General features: G+C 74.5%; 20 protein-coding genes. 13 read left to right on the top strand and 7 right to left on the bottom strand.

Going from position 1 to position 26,310, the window contains the following annotated elements; genetic code table 11:
- Positions 1 to 18 precede the first annotated feature (18 nt).
- The 4 genes from ACZ6ZN_RS29710 to ACZ6ZN_RS29695 form a co-directional block, all read right to left on the bottom strand.
- Positions 19 to 1,668 carry a protein kinase domain-containing protein gene (locus tag ACZ6ZN_RS29710; protein ID WP_469650953.1) on the bottom strand — a complete coding sequence of 550 codons (1,650 nt, stop codon included), beginning with the start codon at positions 1,666 to 1,668 and terminating at the stop codon, positions 19 to 21.
- Positions 1,669 to 1,747: 79 nt separating this feature from the next.
- Positions 1,748 to 3,364 (bottom strand): HoxN/HupN/NixA family nickel/cobalt transporter, encoded by a 1,617-nt coding sequence (locus ACZ6ZN_RS29705; RefSeq protein WP_469650951.1) that lies wholly within the window; start codon positions 3,362 to 3,364, stop codon positions 1,748 to 1,750.
- Positions 3,361 to 4,908, bottom strand: coding sequence for a tetratricopeptide repeat protein (locus tag ACZ6ZN_RS29700; protein WP_469650948.1), 1,548 nt, complete (start codon positions 4,906 to 4,908; stop codon positions 3,361 to 3,363). Before ACZ6ZN_RS29700 ends, ACZ6ZN_RS29705 begins: the two co-directional genes overlap by 4 nt.
- A gap of 101 nt (positions 4,909 to 5,009) precedes the next feature.
- Entirely contained in the window at positions 5,010 to 6,542 is a 1,533-nt protein-coding gene (locus ACZ6ZN_RS29695) for a DUF4331 domain-containing protein (RefSeq protein ID WP_469650945.1), read from the bottom strand.
- Between the two features lie 227 nt (positions 6,543 to 6,769).
- Between ACZ6ZN_RS29695 and ACZ6ZN_RS29690 the strand changes: the two genes are divergently transcribed.
- The 3 genes from ACZ6ZN_RS29690 to ACZ6ZN_RS29680 all read left to right on the top strand — a co-directional run bounded on the left by ACZ6ZN_RS29690 (position 6,770) and on the right by ACZ6ZN_RS29680 (position 8,517).
- Positions 6,770 to 7,312, top strand: coding sequence for a sigma-70 family RNA polymerase sigma factor (locus tag ACZ6ZN_RS29690; RefSeq protein ID WP_398110510.1), 543 nt, complete (start codon positions 6,770 to 6,772; stop codon positions 7,310 to 7,312).
- Entirely contained in the window at positions 7,309 to 8,124 is an 816-nt protein-coding gene (locus ACZ6ZN_RS29685) for an anti-sigma factor (protein WP_469650942.1), read from the top strand. Before ACZ6ZN_RS29690 ends, ACZ6ZN_RS29685 begins: the two co-directional genes overlap by 4 nt.
- 126 nt (positions 8,125 to 8,250) lie before the next feature.
- Positions 8,251 to 8,517: a hypothetical protein gene (locus tag ACZ6ZN_RS29680; RefSeq protein WP_451877458.1), complete on the top strand. Its 267-nt coding sequence runs from the start codon at positions 8,251 to 8,253 to the stop codon at positions 8,515 to 8,517.
- A 307-nt stretch (positions 8,518 to 8,824) separates the two neighbouring features.
- Here ACZ6ZN_RS29680 and ACZ6ZN_RS29675 read toward each other — a convergent pair whose 3' ends face one another.
- The 3 genes from ACZ6ZN_RS29675 to hmgA all read right to left on the bottom strand — a co-directional run bounded on the left by ACZ6ZN_RS29675 (position 8,825) and on the right by hmgA (position 12,185).
- Positions 8,825 to 9,985, bottom strand: coding sequence for a type ISP restriction/modification enzyme (locus ACZ6ZN_RS29675; protein ID WP_469650939.1), 1,161 nt, complete (start codon positions 9,983 to 9,985; stop codon positions 8,825 to 8,827).
- 70 nt (positions 9,986 to 10,055) lie between these two features.
- The gene (locus ACZ6ZN_RS29670) at positions 10,056 to 10,805 is read right to left on the bottom strand and encodes a GntR family transcriptional regulator (protein WP_469650937.1); all 750 of its coding nucleotides are present in this window, start codon (positions 10,803 to 10,805) and stop codon (positions 10,056 to 10,058) included.
- 27 nt (positions 10,806 to 10,832) lie between these two features.
- Positions 10,833 to 12,185: a homogentisate 1,2-dioxygenase gene (gene hmgA / locus ACZ6ZN_RS29665; protein ID WP_469650935.1), complete on the bottom strand. Its 1,353-nt coding sequence runs from the start codon at positions 12,183 to 12,185 to the stop codon at positions 10,833 to 10,835.
- A 153-nt stretch (positions 12,186 to 12,338) separates the two neighbouring features.
- On the opposite strand from hmgA, the gene ACZ6ZN_RS29660 reads away from it, so the two are divergent.
- The 10 genes from ACZ6ZN_RS29660 (at position 12,339) to ACZ6ZN_RS29615 (ending at position 26,229) form a co-directional block, all read left to right on the top strand.
- Entirely contained in the window at positions 12,339 to 13,376 is a 1,038-nt protein-coding gene (locus ACZ6ZN_RS29660; protein WP_469650933.1) for a hypothetical protein, read from the top strand.
- Positions 13,377 to 13,383: 7 nt separating this feature from the next.
- Positions 13,384 to 14,004, top strand: coding sequence for a TetR/AcrR family transcriptional regulator (locus tag ACZ6ZN_RS29655; protein WP_451877453.1), 621 nt, complete (start codon positions 13,384 to 13,386; stop codon positions 14,002 to 14,004).
- Positions 14,005 to 14,142: 138 nt separating this feature from the next.
- Positions 14,143 to 16,446: a molybdopterin oxidoreductase family protein gene (locus ACZ6ZN_RS29650; protein ID WP_469650930.1), complete on the top strand. Its 2,304-nt coding sequence runs from the start codon at positions 14,143 to 14,145 to the stop codon at positions 16,444 to 16,446.
- 99 nt (positions 16,447 to 16,545) lie between these two features.
- Positions 16,546 to 18,015 (top strand): CitMHS family transporter, encoded by a 1,470-nt coding sequence (locus tag ACZ6ZN_RS29645; RefSeq protein ID WP_469650928.1) that lies wholly within the window; start codon positions 16,546 to 16,548, stop codon positions 18,013 to 18,015.
- Between the two features lie 22 nt (positions 18,016 to 18,037).
- Positions 18,038 to 19,345, top strand: coding sequence for an MFS transporter (locus ACZ6ZN_RS29640; protein ID WP_469650925.1), 1,308 nt, complete (start codon positions 18,038 to 18,040; stop codon positions 19,343 to 19,345).
- A gap of 98 nt (positions 19,346 to 19,443) precedes the next feature.
- Positions 19,444 to 20,031 carry a hypothetical protein gene (locus tag ACZ6ZN_RS29635; RefSeq protein WP_398110520.1) on the top strand — a complete coding sequence of 196 codons (588 nt, stop codon included), beginning with the start codon at positions 19,444 to 19,446 and terminating at the stop codon, positions 20,029 to 20,031.
- A 1,111-nt stretch (positions 20,032 to 21,142) separates the two neighbouring features.
- Positions 21,143 to 22,081 (top strand): class F sortase, encoded by a 939-nt coding sequence (locus tag ACZ6ZN_RS29630; protein ID WP_469650922.1) that lies wholly within the window; start codon positions 21,143 to 21,145, stop codon positions 22,079 to 22,081.
- Between the two features lie 188 nt (positions 22,082 to 22,269).
- Positions 22,270 to 23,610: an ABC transporter ATP-binding protein gene (locus ACZ6ZN_RS29625; protein ID WP_451877448.1), complete on the top strand. Its 1,341-nt coding sequence runs from the start codon at positions 22,270 to 22,272 to the stop codon at positions 23,608 to 23,610.
- A 128-nt stretch (positions 23,611 to 23,738) separates the two neighbouring features.
- Complete coding sequence (locus ACZ6ZN_RS29620; protein ID WP_398110523.1) at positions 23,739 to 25,127, top strand: aldehyde dehydrogenase family protein; 1,389 nt, start codon at positions 23,739 to 23,741, stop codon at positions 25,125 to 25,127.
- A 19-nt stretch (positions 25,128 to 25,146) separates the two neighbouring features.
- Positions 25,147 to 26,229, top strand: coding sequence for a Zn-dependent alcohol dehydrogenase (locus ACZ6ZN_RS29615; RefSeq protein WP_451877446.1), 1,083 nt, complete (start codon positions 25,147 to 25,149; stop codon positions 26,227 to 26,229).
- Positions 26,230 to 26,310 lie beyond the last annotated feature (81 nt).

Below are 26,310 nucleotides of genomic sequence, written 5' to 3'. Positions count from 1 at the left end.
GGCCGCCCACCCGGGCGGTCAGCCGGAGTCCGATCCCGGCTCCGTGCCCCCGTCCGTCACCGAAGGAGAAGGGGAGGCCCCGTCCGTCGGGGTCTCCGTCTCACAGGTGATCGAGAACGGCACCGCGTCGGACGTCGTCCGCACCGGCTCCCGCACCTCGACCCTGATCTCGTTGTCGAAGCTCCCGGACTCCTCGTCCGTCGTCACGGTCACCGTGTCCCGCTTCGTACGGCTGCCGCCCTCCGGGAACGACAGCGTCTTCCAGCCCTCGTCGAGGACCTGGCCGTCCCCCGTCCGCCAGCGGTAGCGCACCTCGGCCGGGAGCGTCCCCACCGTCAGCGTCAAGGTGAAGCGCGGCGCCCTGACGCCCGGCGGCGGACAGGTGCCCGAGTAGCGCGTGCGCGTCCCGTCCAGGCCGACCCGCACCGACTGCGGCGGCGGGCTGCTCTTCCCGCTCTCCCGCTCGCTCGGCGTGGGGGACGGACTCGGCTTCCCGTTCCCCTCGTTCTCCCCGGTGTCCCCCGTCCCCGCGGGCGAACTCGCCCCGGCGCCGCTGTCGTCCCTCCCGCCGCCGTCGCCGTCGTCGTGCAGCAGTGCGTACGTCAGCCCGCCCACGGCGAGCGCCAGCGCGATCACCCCGGCGACCAGCACCCGGCCCGCCCTGCGGTCGCGGTCCGGACCTGTGGCGGACGTGGTGTCCGGGCCCGGGGCGGACGTGATGTCCGGGCCCGTTCCCGTGCCGTGGCCGGGGAACGGCACCGGCGGGGCTGGGGGATGCCCGGGGCGGACCGCAGCCGTCGGCGGGAAGGCCACCGCCCCGGTCGCGTCCGCACGCGGCGAACCGCCCGCCGCCACGAGCCGCAGGTCCTGCTCCGCCCGCTCGGCCGGCAACCGCTGCCCGGGGTCCTTGCGCAGCAGCCCCTCGATCACGGGGGTGAGCGGACCGGCCCGGTACGGCGGCGGCAACTCCTCGTCCACGATGGCGCGCAAGGTGCTCAGCGGGGTGTCGTGCCGGAACGGGGAGTGGCCCTCGACCGCCGCGTACAGCAGCACCCCCAGCGACCACAGGTCCGACTCCGGGCCGGGTGTGCGGCCGAGCGCACGCTCCGGGGCGAGGAACTCGGGCGAGCCGATGACCTCGCCGGTCATGGTCAGCGCGGAGCTGCCCTCGACCGTGGCGATCCCGAAGTCGGTGAGCACCACGCGGCCGTCGTTCGCGATCAGCACGTTGGCCGGCTTCACGTCCCGGTGCAGCACCCCCGCCCCGTGGGCGGAGCGCAGCGCGGCCAGCACCTCGGCGCCGATGTGCGCGGCCCGCTGCGGCGCCATCGGGCCCTCGGCGTCCAGCACCTCGGCCAGGGACAGGCCGCGGACCAGCTCCATGACGATCCAGGGCCGGTCGTCGTCCGTCGCCACGTCGTACACCGTGACCACGTTGCGGTCGGCCACCCGGGCGGCCGCCCACGCCTCCCGCTCCAGCCGGGCGTACAGGCGCTGCACGTCGTCGGCCGCGAGCCCGGCGGGGGCCCGCACCTCCTTGACCGCGACCTCACGGTTCAGCACCTCGTCACGGGCGCGCCACACCGTTCCCATGCCGCCCTCGCCGAGCGGGGACAGCAGTCGGTAGCGACCCGCGATCACCCGTTCGCGACCCGGTTCTTCGGACACGGCGCCCCCATTCGCAGCCGGGCGGAATCTCCACGAGGTCTGTCTTCCCCGGCTCGCCGGATTTCCTCACGCACGTCACTCAGCCCAGTGCGGATGCCGCCCCCTTGAACACCAGTCCGGCGCCGAGGACGACGACGGCGAAGGCGGAGCCGAGCGGGGCGGTGCGCCGGACCAGGGCGGCCACCGGGCCCGCCGTCCAGCGCGGGCGCCGCTCCAGCAGCCGGGTCATACCGCTGCCGGCCTTGACGACCGCGTACCCGGCCGCCGTCAGGGTCAGCGCGAGGCCGACGCCGTACGCCACCACCAGGAGCAGCCCGAACCAGGCCTGGCCGAGGGCGGCGGCACCCACCAGCACGACGACGGCCGACGGGCTGGGCACCAGGCCGCCGGCGAAGCCCATGAGGACGGTGCCGCGCAGGGTGGGGGCCACGGGGTGGGAGTGGGTGAACCCGCCGTGCGTGTGCACGACCCCGTGGGTGTGGCGGTCGGGATGCCGACCGTCGTGCGAGGAGCCGTGGTCGTGGGGGTGGTCGTGGCCGTGCGGGTGAGGGTGCTCGTGCTCGTGGCCGTGCTCGGGGCCGTGGTGGTGGCCGTGCTCCTCGTGCGGGTGGTCGTGGTCGTGGCCGTGCTCGTGCGGGTGGTCGTGCGCGAGGGCGTGCGGGCGGTTGCGCAGGGCGCGGCGGACCAGGCTCGCGCCCGCCAGTGTCACCAGCACGCCGCTGGCGACCCCCAGCCAGGCGATCACCGAGGGGGCCGCCGCCGAACCCGCCGTCACCAGCAGGCCGAGGGCGACCACGCCCAGGGTGTGGGTGACCGTCACCGAGGCGGCCATGGGCAGGACGTCCTTCATCCGGGCCCGGCCGCCCCGGGCCGCCGCCGTCGCGGCCATGATGGTCTTGCCGTGGCCCGGTGCGAGCGCGTGCATCGCGCCCAGGACCACGGCGATGCCGAGGGCCAGCGCGGCGAATCCGGCGGTGAGGTCGTGCCGGGCGACCAGTTCGTCGAGGGCGCGCGTCCAGCGGTCGGCACCGCGCGGCAGCACCGAGGCCGCCGGGGCGTCGCGCTCCTCCCCGGTCAGGGCTGGGCCGCCGGGGCGCACGCGCAGGGCGGCGGACGCTGTGTCGGCGGGGGAGGAGAGCAACTCCTCCGGATAGCGGGTCAGTTCTCGCGACAGCGACGTCCCCGGGACGTCGGACGCGGTGAGTGTCATCCGGTCGCCCCGCGCCGTGATCTCCCTCCAGCCGGGGCCCGAGGAGGCGCCCGCGCCCCGGAAGGACAGGGACACGGTCTCCTCGCCGCGTGGCAGCGGAGCGCTCAGCTCGCACTCCACGCGGAGGGTGTCCAGTCCCGCCTGGCCGGGCCGCACGCGCGCGTGGCCGCTGTCGACGGTGAGGACGGCGGTCCGGCCGCCGACGGTGACGCTGCTGCCCGCCGCGGCCGAGGCGCACCGCTCCCGCGCCCACATCCGCAGGCCGAGCCGCTCGACGTCGGGCTTCGCCTGGGTCGCCGGGATCTCCGCGAGGTCCTCGACGTGGTGGACGCGCAACTCACCGGGAGCGGCGACGAGGCCGTCGTAGCGGTTGACGGTGAAGTTGCCCAGCGGGTGGGCGCTCGCCGTGGCGGCGGGCAGCAGGGTGAGCGCGCAGGCGGCCGTGAGGACGGCGGCACCGGACGCGGACAGCCGGCGCAGGATCACCGGTTCCCCTCCAGGTCGTCGAGTGCGGTACGGGCCTCGCGCGCACCGAGCGGCGAGAAACCGGGGTTCAGCGCCAGGGCCGCCTTCAGGTGTGTCTGGGCCGCCCGCGGGTCTCCGGCGGCACGCTCGACGACCCCGCGGTGGTAGAGGAAGGCGGCGTTGCGGTAGCCGGTGGCGGTCGCCCGCCGGGTCAGGGGGAGGGCCTCCGCGTCACGGCCGTTGACGTGCAGGGCCCAGGCGAGGGCGTCCGCGGTGTGCACGCTGTGCCGGCGGTCCCACTCGGCGCGTGCCGCGCGCAGGGCCTCCCTCTTGTCGCCGTGGTCGGCGGCCGCCATGGCCGAGTCGAGGTCGGCGTTCACCCCGCCCGCGCGGGCCAGGGCCGTCCAGGCGTCGACGAGCGCGTACTGGTCGCGTGCCTTCGCCCGGTCGCCTTCGTTTCCGCGCTCCTCGTACAGCTCACCGAGGGCGACGAGCGGCCCGGGCAGCGGCGAGCGGGCCACGACCTGCTCCAGCCCCTGCACCGCCGCCGCGCGGTCACCGCTCGCGGCCTGGGCGCGGGCACGTCCCTCCAGCGCCGGGAGGTAGGCGTCGTCGGCGGCCAGCGCGCGGGCGTAGTGGGCCAGGGCGCGCCGGTGATCGCCCTGGCTCCAGGCCAGTTGGCCCAGTGCGGTGGCCACGTACGCCACGTCCGCGGGGGAGCGGGTCGCGTCCAGCGCACGGTGCAGCACCCGACGCGCCGTGCGCACGTCGCCGCGCAGCTCGTGCACGTACGCGTAGCGGGTGAAGACCGGCACACCGGGGCGCCGGTCGTCGGCGGTCCGGGCCGCCTCGGCCGCGTCGTCGTAGCGGCCCAGTTCGACGAGAGCGTCGACGCGGGTGCACAGGGCGCGTTCGTTGTAGGGGTTCTGCTTCAGGGCCCGGTCGGCGTCCGCGAGGGCGCCGGTGAAGTCGTGCCGGGCGGCGGCCAGGGCGGCGCGGCCCGCGAGGGCCTGGTCGTTGCCCGGCCGGAGCGCGAGGGACCGGCGCAGAGCGTGCTCGGCCTGCGGATACCGGGAGGGGTCGCCCGCCGTCCGGGCTTGCTCCACGTAGGCGACCCCGAGCGTGGCCCAGCTCCCGAAGTCCTTCGGCTGGGCACGCAGGTGTCGTTGCAGGGACCCGACCGCCGCGCCCAGGTCGCCCCGGGCGAGATCACCGGGTGACAGCGCCGCGGCCGCGGACACGGCGGCGTCCCCGCCCCGGCCGTCCGGGGCGCCGGTGAGGGCGACGGCCCCGCCGGTGAGCGCCACGGCCAGCAGGGCCGCGCACCCGGCCAGATGCAGGACCCGCCGGCGCCGTCCCCCCGCGCCGGCCCGCCGCAGCACGCCCGCGCACCGGGCGGCATCGCCCTCCCCGGCCCCGCCCTCGGTCCCGGCACCGGCCTCCCCGGCCCGGCCCTCACCCACTGCACCGGCCGCGCCCGAGGGGTCGGCGTGAGTGTCCGCCTCCTCCGGACCGCCGGTGCCGTCCGGCTCGTCCGGTGTGCTGTCGGTCGTGTGCGCAGGCATGGGATTCCTCGGTCGGTCGGCTGGGCGGGGCGGAGATCGGCGGCGCGGCCCGCGCCGTGGGGGACGGGAACGGGCCGCGCCTGTCTGCGGGGCGGACGGGCTCAGTACGCCCGGTTCCGCATGCGGCGCCACCACATCAGGGCCGCGCCGATCAGGACGATGCCGCCCGCCCCGGCCCCGGCGGACGCGGCGATCAGGCGTGTGTCGTCCGCGCCCTGCGCACCGGCGGGCCGCAGCGCGTCGCCGAGCTGGCTGCGCACGTCGTTGCCGCCGTCCACGCCCTTGGCGAGCCGGCCGCGCGACCCCTCCGTCGGCAGGGCGACGTACGGGAAGGACTTCTCGAACTCCTTGTCGTTCTTGTCGACCGCGTCGCCCAGGTCGTTCTTGGAGCCCACCAGCTCACCCTCGACGACCTGGAGCGAGGCGTCGATCACGTCGTCGGTGAGGCGGCGGCCGTTGGGGAAGCCGGCGTTGTCGCCGTCGAGGACTCCCAGCCGCTTGGGCTCGGCGGCCGGCTTGACGGAGGTGTTCAGGCGGAGCTGCTCCGAGGGCGTCACGTGCGGCGGCTGGTTGAGGTCCTTGACGCCCTTGAGGAACACGTCGACCAGGTCGTTGCGCGGCTCGGCGGGCGCCGGGATCTTGTAGATCGCCTCGATGAGCTTGGGCAGCTCCGGGTTGGTGACGTTCTTCAGGAACTTCCCGTCGTCGCGGGGCGTGGCCGCGTTGAACCGGTCCTTGTCCTTCAGCGGGTTGACGACCTCGTTGACCAGCGGATTGCCCAGGCGCGAGACCTGCGTGAAGTAGCCCCGGGCGTTCTTGCGCTGGGTCGTCGACCAGATGCCGATGACGGGCTGCTCGTGCGACTCGGCGACGAGGCTGCTGGGCACCTGCAGGGCTATGGAGTTGACGTTGTAGCCCTTGAGGGTGTCGTTGCCGACCTCGGAGAGGTTCCCGCCGTACAGCAGGTCGAAGACGCGCAGGTCCAGGAAGAACGGGTCGTCCGCCTGGCCCGCGAACGTCTGTGCCCCGCCCGCGAGTTCGTGCACGGCCTGCTTGCGCAGCGTCGCGTAGTCCGGCATCGAGGCCTTGCCCACGTTGGAGGGGGCCACGGGCACGTCGTCGGCGACCTTGGTCTTCGACACGGCCTTCAGATGGCGCAGCTTGATCAGCTCGATGTCGTAGGTCTGCGTGACGTTGAGGTCGGGGTCGTCGAGGCTCTCGACGGGGCCGGTGTTGTAGAGGAACGTCTTCTTGTTCTTGGTGTGCGTCTTGAACGTGTAGCGGAAGACCAGGTCCTCCTGCGCGTCCCCGTTCCGGTCGATGCGCAGGTCGTACTGGGCGTCCTCGGCGAACGGGAAGAAGTTCGGCCCGCCGGCCGGTTCCTCGAACGGGATCCAGTTCGCGACGATGGTGGTCGTGTCCGGCTTGTCCGGGCTGACGAACGCGTACACGTCGGTGTTGTCGTACTGCGGGGTGCCGGAGATCAGCGGGGCCTCGCGGTGGCTGGAGGCGGAGGCCGCCTCAGGTTCCAGCGCGGTCACGCCGGCGGCCGCGAGCCCGCCGGCGGCCAGCGCGCCACACACCGCGGTCGCGATGCTCCTGCGTCCCGCACCGTTCCTGGAGATAGGTGTCATGCCGTCCGTCCTCCGTGCCAACTTGCCTGACACACGCCATTCGGAGCGGTCGGCGAAGCGGATTGGTCGAATCTCAACCGTTCTTACGGCCGGTCCGGGATCTTGTTTCATCGCCGCGTGACCCGCGTTTTCGCCGCCGGGATCCGTAACACCGTCCGGAGGTGTGTGCGTTGCGAATGCCTCGTGTGAGGGAACAGGCCCGGTGCGGCCTCGGAGAGGGGGACCGAGTGGAGGCGGACGAGCTGCTGCTGCTCGTGGCAGGCGGGGACCAGGGAGCCTTCGAGGAGTTGTACGGGCTGGTGTCCGGCCCGGTGTTCGGACTCGTACGGCGTGTGGTGCGCGACCCCGCCCAGTCGGAGGAGGTGGCTCAGGAGGTGCTGCTGGAGATGTGGCGGTCCGCCGCGCGGTTCGATCCGGGCCGGGGCAGCGCCCTGTCCTGGATCCTCACCCTCGCCCACCGCCGGGCGGTCGACCGGGTGCGCAGCGCCCGCGCGGCCGGGGAACGCGAGCAGCGCGAGGCGCTGCGGGCGAACCAGCCCGCCTTCGACCACGTCACGGAGGAGGTCGAGGCGGGGCTGGAGCGCGAGTGGGTGCGCCGCTGCCTGGACCGGCTCACGGTGCTGCAACGCCAGTCGGTCACCCTCGCCTACTACGAGGGCTACACCTACCGTGAGGTGGCCGAGCACCTGTCCCTGCCGCTGGGGACGGTCAAGACGCGGATGCGCGACGGACTGACCCGGATGCGCGAGTGCCTGGGAGGGGTGGCATGAGCCTGCTGCGACGCGAGGACCCACACTCCCTGGCCGCGCCCTACGCGCTCGACGCCCTGGAACCCGCCGAGCGCGTCCGCTTCGAGAAGCACCTCGCGGGCTGCGCCCGGTGCGCCGACGAGGTGCGCGCGCTGTCCGAGGACGCCGTCCGCCTCGCCTGGTCCGCCGCCGTCCCGGCCCCGCCCGCGATGCGCGACCGGGTCATGGCGGCCGTCCGCGCCACCGCGCAGGAGCCCGCACCACAGGGGGCGCGCGAGGCGGCGCGGCCGCACGCCCCGCAACTGCCGCCGCACGTGTGGGGGGTCCGGCCGCCGCCGCGCCAGCGGGTGCGGCGGCGGATCCCGCTGTTCGTCCCCTTCGCGACGGCCACCGCCGCCGCGGCCCTCGTCGTGGCCTCCTTGTTCGCGGTGCAGGCGAACCGGACCCAGGACGAACTGACCGCCGAGCGGGACCGGTCACGTGAGATCGCCCACGTTCTCGCTGCTCCGGACGCCCGTGCGAGCAGCGGACGGGACGCCCGGGGCCGCACGATCGGAGTGATCGCTTCCGCCACGGAGGGGAGCGCGGTCGTCACCCTCGGCGGATACGGCGCCCCGGCGGGTGGCCGCGTGCACCAGTTGTGGCTCATGCGCCCGGGCGCACCACCTCGCTCCCTGGGGCTGTTCGAGGGCGACACGCCCCTGGTCACCACGGGTTTGGGGTCCTCCGCGACGTCACTGGCCGTGACCGTCGAGCCCGCAGGAGGCTCGCCGCAGCCCACCAGCCAGCCCATCGTCCAACTCGCCCTGAAAAGTGTCGGATTCGGAGAGTAGTCGACGACACATCGTCAACCCCCTTACGGGGAAGGTGAATCCTGTGACCGCGATACACGTGTGCCCGGTCGGGACGATAGGGTTAACCTGCCCGGGCCGGGTGGACTCGTACGGGTGGGGAGTGACATGGAACAGATAACAGTGCGCAGCAGGGCCAGGGTCCCTGCGATCACCTGCGGCAGCAGCGCGACCAGTTCGCGCCTCGACCGCCACCTCGCGGTGCTGGGCGGCCCCGCCGTCCCCCAGCGGGAGACGCTCGAGGCCACCTCGCTGATGCGCGAACTGACCGCGCGTCGGCCGCACGACCGCAGCGGCAGGGGCGCGCGCGTGCGCCGCGTCTCGCTCTTCGCGCCGCTGCGCCGACTGCGCCGCTCGCTGTTCGGCGGCAGGTAGGGTCCCGCGCTCGGGCGGTCACACCGCCCCGCGTCCGCTGCGCACTCGTCGTCCGTCATCCCCACGGCACGCAGCAGGCGCCGGGTGTGTTCCCGAGCGCGGCACGCCCCCCGTCGACGCCCCTCCCCGCCCGGCCGTGACCGGGGGCCGCACCCGGCTCCTGTGCCGCAGCACGCCCGCTCTCCGCTCTCCACGGGCGTACTCCCGCTCCGCCGGCGGCACGAACAGCGCGAGCAGCACCACGGCCCACCACAGCAGTGACCCCGCGACGCCTCCCCACCCGGTCGCGTCGGACAGCCTCCGGAGGCTAGAGCAGGGCGAGTTGACCCTCCGGGCCCTCCTCGGGGCCGTCCAGGACCGACGCGGGGCGGCGGGCCGCGGCCGGGGCCGGGAGCACGCCCGCCTCGGTCAGTTCCGTCGCGGTGACCGGATCGGGCACCGCCGGCTCCTCCTGCGGCGCCCGCAGGTCGGCGAGCAGCGCCAGGACCGTGATCAGCTCCAGCAGCTCGGAGGTCCAGGCCTGCGGCCACACGGTCGGGCGGATCGCCGCGAGCGTTCCCGGCTCGGGCTCGGCGACACGCGCCGCGAACCACTGCTCCAGCACCCGGACCCCGCCCGCCTCGACGTCCCACGCCTGCGGCGGCACCGGGGAGATGCGGCCCTCGTCCACGAACAGGGCCTCCTCCTCGCGGTCGTAGCGCAGGGCCACGGGGCGGGACGGCAGCGGCGCGCGGACGTAGGGTCGGCGGCCGCCCGGCAGTTTGGGGCGCTCCCCGTCCCGGCGCATCAGCCACAGCAGCCGGTGCCCGCGCTCCAGGCCCCTCGCCCAGGTGTCCGGGTCCCCGGTGAGCGGGACGGTGAGGTCCGGCCGGACCGCGGCCGCGATCCACGCCAGCACGTCGAGCGGCGACGGTGTGGCACCGAGGCGACGGCCCAGCCACTCCACCAGCCCGGGCGCCAGGTTCGGCTCCAGGCCGCCGGGGCGGCGGAACAGCGGGCGGACCCGGCCGGGGCGCAGCAGGGGGAGCAGCGAGGTGAACACCAGCGGGGAGCCGAGCGTCCCCGGGGCCTCCACGACGAACACCTGCTTCTCGTCGGCGACCCGCCACAGCTCCGGGCGGGCGGCGTCGATCAGCCGCTGGTCCGGGATGAGCCACTGCTCGTCGAAGGGCGCCAGCAGAACCCGCACCGGCTCCGGGCAGGGACCGGACGCCCGCGCCAGCCGTTCCGTGCCCGCGCCGGTCCGGCCCGGCAGCCGGCCGACCGCCGTGTGCAGGGTGCGCGAGCGGCTCGGTTCGAACAGCGCCTCCCGGTCGGGCCCCTCGGCCTTCACCAGCGCGTCCCAACGGGCTTTCAGAGCTGCCGCGTCGGGGCCCGCCGGCCACCCCCGGCCGAGCCGCGGCGGTGCGACGGACCACGGCATGAGGTCCGCCAGCGGCGGAGCGTCGTCGTGCGTCACGCCCCGCATCGTACGACGTGTGCCGGCTCGCCAGGGCGTGCGGGGAACCACCCCGCACGCCCCGCCCGGTCCGCGGCGCTCAGGTCGCGTCCAGGGTCACGGTGAAGGAGAACCGGTCACCGCGGTAGTGGATGACGGCCACGTCCAGGACGCGCCCGTCCGCGTCGTAGGTCACGCCCGTGTAGTGCAGGATCGGGCTCAGCAAGGGCACGCGCAGCAGCCGGGCCGTCTCCGGGTCGGCCAGCCGGGCCTCGACCGTGTCCGTGATGCGGCTGATGTCCGCCCCCACCACGTCCCGCAGCACCTTCGTCATCGGCCACCGCACGAGGTCGTCCAGGTCGATCTGCGCGGCCAGTTCGGGACGCACGTGGTTGCGGGCGTGGTTGGTCGGCTCCCCGGTCTTCTCGTCGCTGCGCAGCCGGTGGTACGCCGTCACCTGGGCCAGGTCCGGGAAGAACTCGGCCAGTTCGCCCGGGACGGGGACCGTGCCGTGCTCCAGCAGTTCGGTCGTCATCCCGGACTGCTGGGCCACGATCGCGTCCACCGAGCCGAGCAGCCGCACCGGGGAACCCCGGCGGGCGTCCGGCTCGATGAACGTGCCCCGCCGGCGGTGGCGGGAGATCAGCCCCTCGTCCTCCAGCTCCTTCAGCGCCTGCCGCATGGTCAGCACGCTCACGCCGTAGTGCCCGGCCAGCTGCTCCTCGGTGGGCAGGCGCAGCGGGTCCTGGGGCGAGCGGCCGAGGATCGAGGCGCGCAGCGACTGCGAGACCTGGTACCAGAGCGGCAGCTTGCGGTTCAGGACGATCGAGTCCGGGGCGAAGGAGGTCACGGGGTCATCCGTACCGTCAGGAAATGATCAGTGCAAGGGGCGGAAGTGCCGTTGCAGGCCCTGCCACACGTCGTCGTAGCGCTGCTGGAGATGCTCCGCCCCGGCGGCGTGCGGCGTGAGGCTCAGCGGCCAGCGCGTCTCGAACATGAACGCCAACCCGTCGTCGATCTTCTGCGGCTTCAGTTCGGCGGCGCTCGCCCGGTCGAAGGTCTCCCGGTCCGGTCCGTGCGCCGACATCATGTTGTGCAGCGAGCCGCCGCCCGGCACGAAGCCCTCCGCCTTGGCGTCGTAGGCGCCCTCGATCAGGCCCATGTACTCGCTCATCACGTTCCGGTGGAAGTACGGCGGCCGGAAGGTGTCCTCCCCGACGAGCCAGCGCGGCGCGAACACCACGAAGTCGGCCCCCGCCAGGCCCGGGGTGTCCGACGGGGACGTCAGGACGGTGAAGATCGACGGGTCCGGGTGGTCGTAGGTAATGGTGCCGAGCGCGTTGAAGCGGCGCAGGTCATACACGTAGGGCACATGGTTGCCGTGCCAGGCGACGACGTCGAGGGGGGAGTGGTCGTAGGTGGCCGTCCACAGGTTGCCGCAGAACTTGTTCACCACCTCCACCGGACCCTCGACGTCCTCGTACGCCGCGACGGGGGCGTGGAAGTCCCTCGGGTTCGCCAGGCCGTTGGCGCCGATCGGGCCGAGGTCGGGCAGGCGGAAGGGAGCGCCGTAGTTCTCGCACACATAGCCGCGGGCGAGATCGTCCAGGAGCTCCACACGGAAGCGGACACCACGCGGGATGAGCGCCACATGGCCCGGCTCCACATGGAGCAGACCGAGCTCCGTGCGCAGCAGCAGCCCTCCCCGCTCCGGGACGATGAGCAGCTCACCGTCGGCGTCGCTGAACACCCGGTCCATGGAGGCGTCGGCGGCGTACAGGTGGACCGCGATGCCGGTGCGCTGGGTGGCGTCACCGTTGCCCCCGAGGGTCCACAGCCCTGCGAGGAAGTCCGTCCCGGGCGCCGGGTCCGGCAGCGGGTTCCACCGCAGGCGGTTGGGATCGGGCACGGTCTGGGTGAAGGGGGCGGTGCGCAGGGAGCCGTTGTCGGTGCAGGTGAACGCCGGGTGCGCGGCCGAGGGCCGGATCCGGTACAGCCAGGAGCGGCGGTTGTGCGCCCGCGGCTCGGTGAAGGCCGTGCCGCTCAGCTGCTCCGCGTAGAGCCCCAGCGGCGCCCGCTGGGGTGAGTTGCGGCCCTCGGGCAGTGCGCCCGGGACGGCTTCCGAGCTGTGCTCGTTGCCGAAGCCGGAGAGGTAGGTCAGCCCTTCGGCGGTCTTCCGCGCTTCCCCGCGCTCGACCGCGCTCGCGCGGGTGGTGCCCCCATCGCCCATGTGTGCCGCTCCCTTGCGTTCGGATTCCTATGGAGCACCGTAGGATTGCGATTTCCCCGGCGCAAGAGGGACGCGGCCCTCCTCTTCACGGATGACCGGAACCCGACTTGAGGACGATCCGCCGCTCCGGACGTGTGTTCTACGCTCCCGGGCATGTCGTGGACACGTGCACCTCGCGCCGTGCTCGCGGTCTGCGTCCTCGTGCCGGCCGGACTCGCGGGCTGCGGCTCCGGCGGTGACGCCCCGGAGCGGCAGGACTCGCCCGCACCCGTGGGCCGGCTCCTGGACGACCGGGACCAGCAGGGGCGGGCGTATCGCGAGGTGGAACCGGAAGGGGCCCCGGACGTCGGGGTCGAGGTGCAGCCCGACGCGGGCGGCGCCTGGGACGTGCGGCTGAGCGTGCGGAACTTCCGCTTCTCGCCGGCCGGTACCACCCCCCGGGCGGCCGCGGGCCGGGGCCTCGCCCACCTCTACGTCGACGGCCGCCTGGTCGCACGGCTCCGCGCCCCGCAGTACCGCCTGGCCGCGGACCTCGTCCCCCGCGGCACCCACCACGTCACGGCCCGGCTCCACGCCGACGACGGCACGGTGTGGGCGGTCGACGGGAAGCCGGTGGAGAGCACGGCCGACATCACGGCCTCCCGGCCGGACCCGGGGGAGCGGTCCCCCGGCAGCGAGGGCGGGCAGACGCCGCAGGGCGGGATCGACGGACCCGCGCCACCCCGCCCGGCAGCCGGGCGGACCGACCCGAGCGGGAGCGGGGCAGGGGCGCTGCCCGGCGTCACCGCCGACCGGTGGGGCGTGGCCGCCCGGGTCGACCGGCGAACGGCGGGAAGGGGCGCCACCGGCAGGCCGCTGCCCGGTGCCGCCGGTGGGCACGCCCCGCAGGAGGAGACCGGCCGGCAGGCCCCGCCTCCGGCAGGCGGCCTGCTCGCCGGCCCCTCCCCCGGCGGGCGGGCCGCGGGGCCGGCGTGCCCGGAGGGGGGCTCGCCTTTGGGGGACGGCCGGCTCCGCGCGGGCTTCCTCGTCGACGGGCGGGCCGCGGCGCCGGTGTGCCGGGTGGGGGTGTCGTCCTCGGGGGGTGGCCGATTCGTTGTCGCTTCCTTCCCCGAAGGGCTGGCCTCGGCGGCGGTCTCCCCGGCCGGGATCCCGGTGCCGGGCGGGGGCTGGGTTCACCCGGACGGGGCCTAGGGGCATCATGAAACCCGTGCCCCCCACGACACCCCTCCGCCGCGCGCCCGTGCAGCGGCGCAGCGCGGAACGACTGACCCGGATCCTCGACGCCTGCGCGGACCTCCTCGACGAGGTCGGCTACGACGCCCTGAGCACCCGGGCCGTCGCCCAGCGCGCCGGGGTGCCCATCGGCTCGGTGTACCGCTTCTTCGGCAACAAGCGGCAGATGGCCGACGCGCTGGCGCAGCGCAACCTCGAGCGCTACACCGTGCGCATCGCCCAGCGCCTGGAGGGCGCCGGTGCCGAGGCAGGCTGGCGCGGGGCCATGGACGCCGTGCTCGACGAGTACCTGGAGATGAAGCGGACCGCCCCCGGCTTCTCCCTCGTCGACTTCGGCAACCAGATCCCGGTCGGCGCCCGCCAGGCCGAACCGAACCACCGCGTCGCCGACCGCCTCACCGAGCTGCTGGGCGGCTACCTCGACCGCGAGCCGGACGAGGACCTGCGCCGGGTGTTCCTCGTCGCCGTCGAGACCGCCGACACCCTCGTGCACCTGGCCTTCCGGGTCGCGCCCGAAGGCGATCCCAAGGTCATCGAGGAGGCACGGCAGATGCTGCGGTCCTACCTCTCGCGGGTGCTCGACTGACGCTTTCCGGAGAACAACGGCGTCCGGCCGGTCCTGCCGCCGGCAGGCGATGCCGGCAAGGGCCTCCCCTCCATGCATACCGGTCGGTATGCTCGGGCGGGTCAGCGCGTCACCGCCGCCGCCGTCCCGGGAGGACCCGTGTCCCGCACCGCCCTGCGTATCTGCCCCCTGTGCGAGGCCACCTGCGGCCTGACCCTCACCATCGAGGGGACGCAGGTCACCCGTGCCCGCGGTGACCGCGACGACGTGTTCAGCCGGGGCTTCATCTGCCCCAAGGGCGCCTCCTTCGGCGCCGTCGACTCCGACCCCGACCGGCTGCGCACCCCCCTCGTCCGGCGGGACGGCGCACTGCGCGAGGCGACCTGGGAAGAGGCCTTCGACGCCGTCGCCACCGGGATCCGCCCGATCGTCGAGCGGCACGGCCCGCACGCGGTCGGCGTCGTGCTCGGCAACCCCAACGTGCACACCATGGCCGGCGCCCTCTACCCACCCGTCCTGCTCGCCGCGCTCGGCACCCGCAGCGTCTTCACCGCCTCCACGGTCGACCAGATGCCCAAGCACGTCTCCAGCGGCCTGCTCTTCGGCGACGCGAACGCGATCCCGGTGCCCGACCTCGACCGCACCGACCACCTGCTCCTCATCGGCGCCAACCCGCTGGAGTCCAACGGGAGTCTGTGCACCGCCGCCGACTTCCCCGGCAAGCTCAAGGCGCTCAAGGCCCGCGGCGGCACCCTCGTCGTGATCGACCCGCGGCGCACCCGCACCGCCAAGCTCGCCGACCGGCACATCGCCGTCCGGCCCGGCACCGACGCCCTGCTGCTGGCGGCGATGGCCCGCGTGCTCCTCGACGAGGGCCTCGCCGACCCGACCCCGCACGTCCAGGGCCTCGACGAACTCGACGAAGCCCTGGGGGACTTCACGCCCGAGGCCGTCGCCGGGGCCTGCGACGTGGAGGCCGGCCTCATCCGCGCCCTGGCCCGCGACCTCGCCGCCGCCCCCACCGCCGCCGTCTACGGCCGCATCGGCAGCTGCACCGTCCCGCACGGCACGCTCGCCAGCTGGCTCGTCGACGTCCTCAACGTCCTCACCGGCAACCTCGACCGGCCCGGCGGCGCGCTCTTCCCGCAGGCGGCCACCGACCGGACCCCGCGCCCGGCCGGGCCCGGCCGCGGCTTCGCCCTCGGACGCTGGCACTCCCGCGTGAGCCGGCACCCCGAGGCCAAGGGCGAACTGCCCCTGTCCGCCATGGCCGAGGAGATCGACACCGCCACCGAGGAGGGCGAACCGGTGCGCGCGCTGATCGCCGTCGCCGCCAACCCGGTGCTGTCCGCACCCGACGGCGACCGGCTCGACAAGGCCCTCGACTCGCTGGAGTTCATGGTCAGCGTCGACCCGTACCTGAACGAGACCTCACGCCACGCCCATGTGGTCCTGCCCCCGCCCCCGCCCTCCCGCAGCCCGCACCACGACTTCGCCTTCAACACCCTCGCCGTGCGCAACCAGGTCCGCTACACCCGCCCCGCGATTCCGCTGGAGCCGGACCGCATGGCCGAGACGGAGATCCTGGCGCGGCTGATCCTGGCCGTCACGGGCATGCACGGAGCCGATCCGGAGGCCGTCGACCGGATGGTCGTCGACCAGACCCTCGGCAAGGCGGTGCAGGAGCCCCACTCGCCGGTCCACGGCCGCGACCCGCACGAGCTCGCCGGCCGGCTCACCGGCGACACCGGCCCCGAACGGCGCCTGGACATGATGCTGCGCCTCGGCCCCTACGGCGACGGCTTCGGCGTACGACCGGACGGGCTCAGCCTGGAGAAGCTGCTCGCACACCCGCACGGCATCGACCTCGGCCCGCTCCAGCCCCGCCTGCCCCAGCCCCTGAAGACCCGCAGCGGCAAGGTGGAGCTGCTGCCCGGCCCGATCGCCGCGGATCTGCCCCGGCTGCGTGCGGCCCTGGCCGACCGCCCCGCCGGGCTCGTCCTGGTCGGCCGCAGGCACCTGCGCTCCAACAACAGCTGGATGCACAACGTGCCCGCCCTCACCGGCGGTTCGAACCGCTGCACCCTGCACATCCACCCCGAGGACGCCGAGCGGCTCGGCGTCACGGACGGGGCGCCGGTGCGGGTGAAGGGCGCCGGGGGAGAGGTCACCGCCCCGGCCGAGGTCACCGACTCGGTCCGCAAGGGCGTGGTGAGCCTGCCGCACGGCTGGGGCCACGACCGCCCGGGGACCCGCCTCGGCCACGCCGCGAAGGACCCCGGCGTCAACGTCAACCAGCTCCTCGACGGCCGCCTCCTGGACCCGCTGTCGGGCAACGCGGTCCTCAACGGAGTGCCGGTCGAGGTGGCCTCGCAGACCGCCCCGCACACCGTCCCGCAGACCGCCCCCCAGTCCGCCCCGGGCGCCGCGCCCTCGGCCGGAGAGCTCGGCGCGCTGACCTGAGCAAAGCTGTGACCAGCAGTTTTGCGCTTATTGCTCGCACGTCAACGTCTTGTTAACGCTGCACGACGGCACCTAACGTCGCGGACACCGCCGGCCCTGGTGGGATGTTCAAGGGCGAACGTTAGGTATCCACTCATGCTGACCATCCTCGGCTTCGCCATGATCGCGACCTTCCTGGTCCTGATCATGATGAAGAAGATGTCGCCGATCGCGGCGCTCGTGCTGATCCCCGCGCTGTTCTGCGTGTTCGTCGGCAAGGGCGCCCACCTCGGTGACTACGTCATCGACGGCGTGACCAGCCTCGCCCCCACCGCGGCGATGCTCATGTTCGCGATCGTCTACTTCGGCGTCATGATCGACGTCGGGCTCTTCGACCCGATCGTCCGCGGCATCCTCAAGTTCTGCAAAGCCGACCCGATGCGGATCGTCGTCGGCACCGCCGTGCTGGCCGCGATCGTGTCGCTGGACGGCGACGGCTCCACCACCTTCATGATCACCGTCTCGGCGATGTATCCGCTGTACAAGCGCCTGAAGATGAGCATGGTCGTGATGACCGGTGTCGCCGCCATGGCCAACGGCGTGATGAACACCCTGCCCTGGGGCGGCCCGACCGCCCGCGCCGCGACCGCGCTCAAGCTCGACGCCAGCGACATCTTCGTCCCGATGATCCCGGCGCTCGCGGTGGGCCTGCTCTTCGTGTTCGGCCTCTCCTACGTCCTCGGCGTGCGCGAGCGGCGGCGGCTCGGCGTGCTGACGCTGGACCAGGTGCTGGAGGAGGAGAAGGAGACCGAGACGGTCCTGGTCGGCGCCGGCGGCCCGGGCGACGGCACGGTCTCCCTGCGCAAGAGCGGCGCGGCCGGCACCGGCTCCGGCACGGACGCTCCCGAGGGCGCCGGCGGCACGGACGCCCCCGCCGGGGACGACGGCTTCCAGGGCCTCGACCCGAACCGCTCCACCCTGCGCCCGAGGCTCTACTGGTTCAACGCGCTGCTCACGGTGGCCCTGCTGACCGCCATGATCACGGAGCTGCTGCCGATCCCCGTGCTGTTCCTGCTGGGCGCCGCGATCGCCCTGTCGGTGAACTTCCCGAACATCCCCGACCAGAAGGCCCGGCTCGCCGCACACGCCGACAACGTGCTGAACGTCTCCGGCATGGTCTTCGCCGCCGCCGTCTTCACCGGCGTCCTCCAGGGCACCGGCATGGTCGACCACATGGCCACCTGGATGGTCGACGTCATCCCGGCCGGCATGGGCCCGCACATGGCCCTCGTCACCGGCATCCTGAGCCTGCCGCTCACCTACTTCATGTCCAACGACGGCTTCTACTTCGGCGTCCTGCCCGTCCTCGCCGAGGCCGGCGCCGCGCACGGCGTCTCCCCGCTGGAGATGGCCCGCGCCTCCCTGGTCGGCCAGCCGCTGCACATGTCCAGCCCGCTCGTCCCGGCCGTGTACGTGCTGGTCGGCATGGCCAAGGTGGAGTTCGGCGACCACACCAGGTTCGTCGTGAAGTGGGCCGCCCTCACCTGTCTCGCCATCCTCGCGGCGGGCATGCTCTTCGGGATCATCTGAGAACCCGATGGAGGACGTCATCGTGAGGCCCGGTGGGAACCGCGGCTGGCTGCTCCGCCTCGTCATCGCCTTCGGCTTCGCGCAGGGGGCCGTGTCGATGGCCCGGCCCGCCGTCTCCTACCGGGCCCTCGCGCTCGGTGCGGACGAACGGGCCGTCGGCGTGATCGCCGGTGTCTACGCGCTGCTGCCCCTGTTCGCCGCCGTGCCCCTGGGCCGCCGTACCGACCACGGACGCTGCGCGCCCCTGCTGCCGTTCGGCGTGGTCCTGATCGCCGGTGGCTGCGCGCTCAGCGGCGTCGCCGGCTCGCTGGGGACGATGGCCCTGTGGAGCGGGGTGATGGGCCTCGGGCACCTCTGCTTCGTCATCGGAGCCCAGTCGCTCGTCGCCCGCCAGTCCGCGCCGCACGAACAGGACCGCAACTTCGGCCACTTCACCATCGGGGCCGCGCTCGGCCAGCTCGTCGGCCCCATCGCCGCGGGCGTCCTGATCGGCGGCGAGGACATGGCCGCCACCAGCGCCCTCGCCCTGATCGCGGCGGGCGCGACCGCGGCCGTCGCGTTCACCTCGCTGTGGCGCATCGAGCACCGCCGTACGGCCGCGGCCTCCCGCGGCGGTTCGGGGGAGCGGGTCCCGGTCGGGCGCATCCTGCGCACCCGGGGCGTGCCGGCGGGCATCCTCATCAGCCTCGCCGTGCTGTCCGCGACCGACATCCTCACCGCCTACCTCCCGGTGGTGGGCGAGCACCGGGGGATCGCGCCCTCCGTGGTCGGCGTCCTGCTGAGCCTGCGCGCCGCGGCCACCATCGCCTGCCGCCTGGTGCTGACGCCGCTGCTGCGGCTGCTGGGCCGTACCGTGCTGCTCACCGTGACGTGTCTGCTGGCGGCCCTGCTGTGCGCGGGCATCGCCCTGCCGGTACCGGTGTGGGCGCTCGGCCTGCTGCTGGTGGCGCTCGGTTTCTGCCTGGGTGTCGGGCAGCCCCTGTCCATGACGACGGTCGTCCAGGCCGCCCCCGACGGCGCCCGGTCCACGGCCCTGGCGCTGCGGCTGACCGGCAACCGGCTCGGGCAGGTCGCCGCCCCCGCCGCGGCCGGGCTCGTCGCCGGCGTCGCGGGCGTGGCGGCGCCGTTCGTGATGCTCGGGGTGCTGTTGCTGCTGTCCTCGGGGGTCGCCGTGCGCTCGCCGAGGGAACCGCGAGGTGGGGCGGCGGGGGACGCGGAGCCCGGCGGGGAGCCCGGCGGGGAGCCCGTCGGGGAGCTCGGTGCGGAGCCGGGCAGTGAGCCCCGTGGCCGGCGGCGCAGGGTGCCGCTGCGCCGTAAGAGCGATATCTGACGTGTCGCAGGGCGGGGCTGCACGCGAATCGCCGGTGAGGTGACAGAGAGTCAGGTGACGGTGTTTGTATGAAAATCATCTGACTTGGAGGCATCTTCATGCCCGTCGTACCCCTCGCGCGCCGTGCCGGCACCCGGTCCGCCGTCCTCGCCGCCCTCACCCTCACGGGGATCACCCTGAGCGGGGTGCCCGCCGTCGCCGCTCCGATCCCGGGGGACAACGGAGACGTCAAGATCCACGCCACCACGACGACCGCGGACAACCAGCGCAACGACCCGAAGGTCTGCGACTTCTACCTCGCCGCGTTCAACTTCGACGCCGGCGAGAGGGTCAACTGGACCATCCAGACCGAGCCCGAGGTCCCCGGCGGGGCGACCCGCAGCGGCACGGTCACCGCCGACCCGACCGGGCGGGCCCGCAGCAAGGCCGTCGACCTGCCCAACGGGCAGTACAAGCTGACCTGGCTGACCGACCAGGCCAACGGCGCGGGCAAGTTCAAGGTGTTCAAGGTCGACTGCCCGACCTCCAAGCCGACGACGCCGGTCGGCGGCCCGCCGGCGGGCGGTGGCGGCATCGCCCGCGGCGAGGCCTTCACCCCGGTGGCCGGCGCGGCGGCGGTCGGCCTGGCCGCCGTCGCCGGGACGGTCTGGTTCCGGCTCCGTCGCCGCCCCGATGGCGCCGCGTAGGACCGGCTCCGCGGATCGCTCCGCTCGGGTGGAACGGGGTGGGGGCCGGACCGGGCCGGAACCCGGCCCGGCCCCGACGGGGCGGCGCGGTTCCGCCCCCGCGCCGGCGGGCCGGCGCGGTCCCGGCCCCCTCCCGCCCGAGCGGCGCAGGACCGTCCGCGTCCCGCCGGAACGGCGCCTTGATCTCCCACAGGAACGTAGGACCGGCTCACTGCCGCCCGAGGGGCGTGGGACCAGTCCTGTGCCGCCGGAGTGGTGTCGGGGCGGCTCCGTGTCGGCGGGGCGGCGTGGCGGCGGCCCTGATCTTCCGGAAGGGCGAGGGACCGGCCTCATGTCGTCCGAGGAGCGTCGGACTGAGCCCGTTCCGTCGGAGCGGCGTCGAACCGGCCCCTCGTCGGCGGGGCGGCGCGGGGCCCGCCCCGATCTACCGGAGGGGCGTGGAGCCGGCGCGGCCCCGGCGAGGTGGCGTGAGCCCGAGCGGCGTATGACCGACCCCGTGCTGCGGGAGCCACGTAGGACCGGCTCCCTGCCGCCCGAGGGGCGCGGGACCAGCCCCGCGCGGCCGGAGTGGCGTCGGGGCGACTCCGTGTCGGCGGGGCGGCGTGGCGGCGGCCCTGATCTTCCGGAAGGGCGAGGGACCGGCCTCATGCCGTCCGAGGGGAATGACACCGGGCTCGTGGCCTACGAGGGGCATGGCGTCGGCCTCGTGGCGTACGCGGGGCGCGGGCGCAGCTCCGTGGCTGCCGAGGGGCGTAGGGGCATCCCCGTTCACAAGGAGTGGCGTGGGTCCGGGCCGGTGTCGCAAGGGCGGTACGGGGCCACGCGTGCCCCGGGGGGCGTCGGGAGGGCCGACCCCCGGGCCCGGCGGCCGGTCGGTGAGCGTCGGGATGCCGCTCACGGCGGCCGCCCGGCCGGGCGGTGGGCGCCCGCCCCCGGGGCGGAGCGGCCGCAGCGTTCCGGGGGCGGCCACGGTTCCGGTTCCGGTTCCGGCGGCTTCGACGGGGGGCCCACCGGCCCCGGTGGGCGGTGGCCCCGCGCGCGGCGGCCCTGGTATCGGACCCGGGCCTTCCGGCTGGCGCGGACCGTAGTCGTGGGGGTGTCGGTGCTGTTCATGGGGTTGTCCTTGGACTGGGGCGGCGACACCGGGGACACGGTCGCGGCCCTCCCGCCCGGCTCCGCCCCGGCCGTCGCGGCCGGTCCGCCGGCCGACCCCCGGGCGGGCTCGGCCGCGCCTCGGGCCGGTTCCGGAACCGGCGCCGACGCGCCCGCGCACGGCTCCGGGACCGGCACGGCCGCCGTCCCCGGGGTCACGGACCGCTCCGCCGCAGCCCTCCCCGCGGCCCCCGCCCGGCGTTCCGCGGCTCCGGCCGCCCCGAAGGCCGGGCCCCGGCGCTCCCAACCCGCCGCGGTGCCGTCCCGCACGCCCGGCGCGCGGGCCACAACCTCACCGGGCCGCGGGCCCTCCACCCCCGGGTCCCGCGCCGACGACCACCCGGCCCGTCCCAACGGGCCCGCAGCCGCCCGCTCCGCCCGGGCGCGCCCGCCCGCCGCCGCAGCCCGCACACCCCGGCCCCGTCCCGCGCTGCGCCCGCTGCCGTACTCCCGTGCCACGCGGCTGCTCATCCCCTACCTCCAGACCGACGCCCCGGTGATGTCCCTCGGGCTCGACCGCGAGCACCGGCTGACCGCACCGCCGGGCGACGACCCGAAACTCGTCGGCTGGTACGAGCAGGGCGCCGCACCCGGCGGGCAGGGCACGGCCGTGGCCGTCGGGCACCTGGACACCGACAGCGGCCCGGCCGTGTTCGCCGGGCTGCCCGAACTGCGGAAGGGCCGGATCGTGAAGGTCCGCCGCGCCGACGGCCGGACCGCCGTCTACACCGTGGACCGGGTCAGGTCCTACGAGAAGGCGCACTTCCCGAGCCAGGAGGTGTACGGCGCGCGGGGACGCCCCGAGCTGCGGCTGATCACCTGCGGCGGCAGCTACGACCGCAGGAAGGGCTACTCGGGGAACGTCGTGGTCTTCGCCCACCTCACCGCCGTCCGCTGACCGGGACGGCCCGGCCGCACCGGGCCGTCCGCCTTCTCACCAGATGGACGGGAGCACCCGATCCCGCCCGGTGTCTTCCCCCCGCCGCACACATTCCGTTAACTTCCGTGACCCACAGCCCCGTACGACCCGTACGGGGCTCCCGACCGCGGAGCACCAGCGCCCTGACGACCCCTCGGGGGCCCCTCATGACACGCGCCATCTCCCTGCACGACGTCAGCAAGGCCTACACGCGCGGCGCCCGCGTGGTGGACCGGCTGTCGCTGGACATCGCCCCGGGCGAGTTCCTCGTGCTGCTCGGCCCCTCCGGCTGCGGCAAGTCGACCGTGCTCAGAATGATCGCCGGCCTGGAGGAGATCGACGAGGGCATGCTGCTGCTCGACGGCGAGTACGCCAACGACCTGCCGCCCTCCGGCCGGGACATGGCGATGGTCTTCCAGAACTTCGCCCTGTACCCGACCATGACCAGCCGCGACAACATCGGCTTCCCGCTGCGCATCGAGGCCCCGGGCGTCGACCACCGCGCCCGGGTGGACGCCACCGCCCGCATGCTGGGCATCGAGGACCTCCTCGACCGCCTGCCCGGGCAGTTGTCCGGCGGGGAGCGCCAGCGGGTCGCGATGGGCCGGGCCATCTCCCGCCACCCCTCGGCCTTCCTCATGGACGAGCCGCTGTCCAACCTCGACGCCAAGCTCCGCACCCACCTGCGCGCGGAGATCTTCCGGCTGACCCAGGAGCTGGGTGTCACCACGGTGTACGTGACCCACGACCAGTCCGAGGCGATGTCGCTCGGCGACCGGGTCGCCGTGCTGCGCGGCGGGGTCCTCCAGCAGATCGGCACGCCCAGGCAGGTCTACGCCCTGCCCAACAACATCTTCGTCGCCGCGTTCATCGGCACCCCGCGCATCAACCTGCTGCGCGGCCTGGTGCGCGCACCGCTGGACGGGGCGATGACCATCAGCCTGGGCAAGCAGTTCCTGCGCCTGCCCGAACCGCTGTCCCTGGACCACCAGTTGCTGCGCGTGCAGCAGGGCCGCGAGGTCATCGTGGGCCTGCGCTCGGAAGCCGTGCGGATCGCCAAGCACAGTGCGGCCCGGCCCGGCGAGGTCCCCCTGACCGGGCTGGTCGAGCACGTGGAGTTCCAGGGGCACGAGATCCTGGTGCACTTCGACACCGGCTCCAGCCCCGCCGTCGTGCCCGACCTGGAGGCACCGCGCCCGCGCCCCGGCCGTCAGGTGCGGCGCCGCCGCCGCGAGGTCTCGGTGCTGACCCGGCTGCGGGAGCGGGCCCTGGCCGGACGCGCGGGGCCCGTGGTCGACCTGGAGGACCCCCGGGACACCGGAGCGGGACAGGAATCCGCCGAGGCCCGCCTGCCCGGCGACCTGATCGTGCGGACGACACCGGACCTCGCCCTGCGCCACGGCATGCAGGTGCCGCTCCTCGTCGACCTCGCCCACCTGTTCGTCTTCGACCAGCACGGCGACCGCATCTGCCCCGATCCGGCGCGCCTGCCCGACCTGGAGGAGTGAGCGGCGGTACACCCGGGCGGGGCCCCGGGCGTGTTGTGACGAGCCGAACCCGGGGATGTCTGGCGCCGGAAAACTATCGTCGCTAGTTTATGTACCGGACGACGACGCCCCGCCCCGGAGGAAGCGCGATGAAGGCATACGACGGCATGTACATCGGGGGTGCCTGGCGCCCGGCCGCCGGCCAGGACGTGATCGAGGTCGTGAACCCGGTCGACGAGCAGGTCGTCGGCACGGTCCCGGCCGGCACCGCCGAGGACGTCGACGCCGCCGTCCGGGCCGCCCGCGCGGCCCTGCCGGCCTGGGCCGCCACCCCGCCCGCCGAGCGCGCGGCACGGCTGTCCGCGCTGCGGGACGTGCTCGCGGCCCGGGCCGACGAGATCGCCGAGACCGTCACGGCCGAGCTCGGCTCGCCGCTGAAGTTCTCCCAGGCCGTCCACGCGGCCGTGCCGATCGCGGTCGCGGGCTCCTACGCCGAGCTGGCGGCGACGTACTCCTTCGAGGAGAAGACCGGCAACTCGGTCGTGCACCACGAGCCGATCGGCGTCGTGGCCGCGATCACCCCCTGGAACTATCCGCTGCACCAGATCGTCGCCAAGGTCGCCCCGGCCCTCGCCGCCGGCTGCACGGTCGTGGTGAAGCCGGCCGAGGACACCCCGCTGGTCGCCCGCCTCTTCGCCGACGCCGTGCACGAGGCCGGGGTCCCGGCGGGCGTCTTCAACCTGGTCACCGGCCTCGGCCCGGTCGCCGGCCAGGCACTCGCCGAGCACCCCGGTGTCGACCTGGTCTCCTTCACGGGATCCACCGCCGTCGGCCGCCGCATCGCCGCGATCGCCGCCGGGCAGGTCAAGAAGGTCGCCCTCGAACTCGGCGGCAAGTCCGCCAACGTCATCCTGCCGAGCGCCGACCTGGCCAAGGCCGTCAACGTCGGCGTCGCCAACGTCATGTCCAACTCCGGGCAGACGTGCAGCGCCTGGACGCGGATGCTGGTCCACCGCGAGCGCTACGACGAGGCGGTGGAGCTCGCCGCGACGGCCGCCGCCAAGTACGGCGAGCGCATCGGCCCGGTCGTCAACGCCAAGCAGCGCGACCGGGTGCGCGGCTACATCGAGAAGGGCGTCGCCGAGGGCGCCCGCCTGGTCGCCGGCGGCCCCGAAGCGCCGCGCGAGACCGGCTACTTCGTCAGCCCGACCGTCTTCGCCGACGTCACCGAGGGCATGACCATCGCACAGGAGGAGATCTTCGGCCCGGTCCTGTCGATCCTCGCCTACGAGGACGAGGAGGACGCCCTGCGCATCGCCAACGGCACGGTCTACGGCCTGGCCGGGGCCGTCTGGGCCGGGGAGGAGGCCGAGGCGGTGGCCTTCGCACGCCGGATGGAGACCGGCCAGGTCGACATCAACGGCGGCCGCTTCAACCCCCTCGCCCCCTTCGGCGGCTACAAGCAGTCCGGGGTGGGCCGCGAACTCGGCGTCCACGGCCTGGCCGAGTACCTCCAGACCAAGTCCCTCCAGTTCTAGTCAGGGGAGTCCTTCCGCCATGGCCGTCCGCGCCGCCGTTCTGCCCGCCGTGGGCTCCCCGCTGGAGATCACCGGCATCGAACTGCCCGACCCCGGACCCGGGCAGGTCCGGGTCCGGCTCGCTGCCGCCGGGGTCTGCCACTCCGACCTGTCCCTGTCCAACGGCACCATGCGCCTGCCCGTCCCGGCCGTCCTCGGGCACGAGGGCGCCGGCACGGTCGTCGCCGTCGGCGAGGGCGTCACCCACCTCGCCCCCGGCGACGGGGTCGTCCTCAACTGGGCCCCGTCCTGCGGCTCCTGCCACGCCTGCTCCCTGGGCGAGGTCTGGCTGTGCGCCAACGCGCTGAACGGCGCCGCCCGCGTCCACGCGCGCACGTCCGAGGGCACCGACCTCCACCCGGGCCTGAACGTCGCCGCGTTCGCCGAGGAGACCGTCGTCCCCGCCGACTGCGTCCTGACCGCCCCGGACGGCATCCCGCTCGCCGACGCCGCCCTCCTCGGCTGCGCGGTCCTCACCGGCTACGGCGCCGTCCACCACTCCGCCCGGGTGGGCGCCGGCGAGACGGTCGCGGTGTTCGGGGTCGGGGGAGTGGGGCTCGCGGCGATCCAGGCGGCCCGGATCGCGGGCGCCTCGAAGATCGTCGCCGTGGACGTCTCCCCGGCGAAGGAGGACCTGGCCCGCGCGGCCGGTGCCACCGACTACCTCGTCGCCTCCGACACCACCGCCCGCGAGATCCGCGGTCTGACCGGCAAACAGGGCGTCGACGTGGCCGTCGAGTGCGCCGGACGCGCGGTCACCATCCGCACGGCCTGGGACTCCACCCGCCGCGGCGGCCGGACCACCGTCGTCGGCATCGGCGGCAAGGACCAGCAGGTGACCTTCAACGCCCTGGAGATCTTCCACTGGGGCCGCACCCTCTCCGGCTGCGTCTACGGCAACTGCGACCCCGCCCGGGACCTGCCCGTGCTCGCCGAGCACGTCCGGGCGGGCCGCCTGGACCTCTCCGCCCTGGTGACGGAGCGCATCTCCCTCGACGGCATCCCGGCCGCCTTCGAGAACATGCTGGCGGGCAAGGGCGGCCGCGCCCTGGTCGTCTTCTAGCCCGCACGCCCCCGCGCCCCGGTCTCCCACGGGACCGGGGCCTTCGCCGTGCCCGCACACCGCGACGGCCACGTACCGGCG

It is taken from the genome of Streptomyces sp. NPDC053665 (assembly GCF_055585285.1).
The sequence above is the reverse complement of the archived record's forward strand: the minus strand, read 5'-3'. Positions and strand labels throughout refer to the sequence as shown.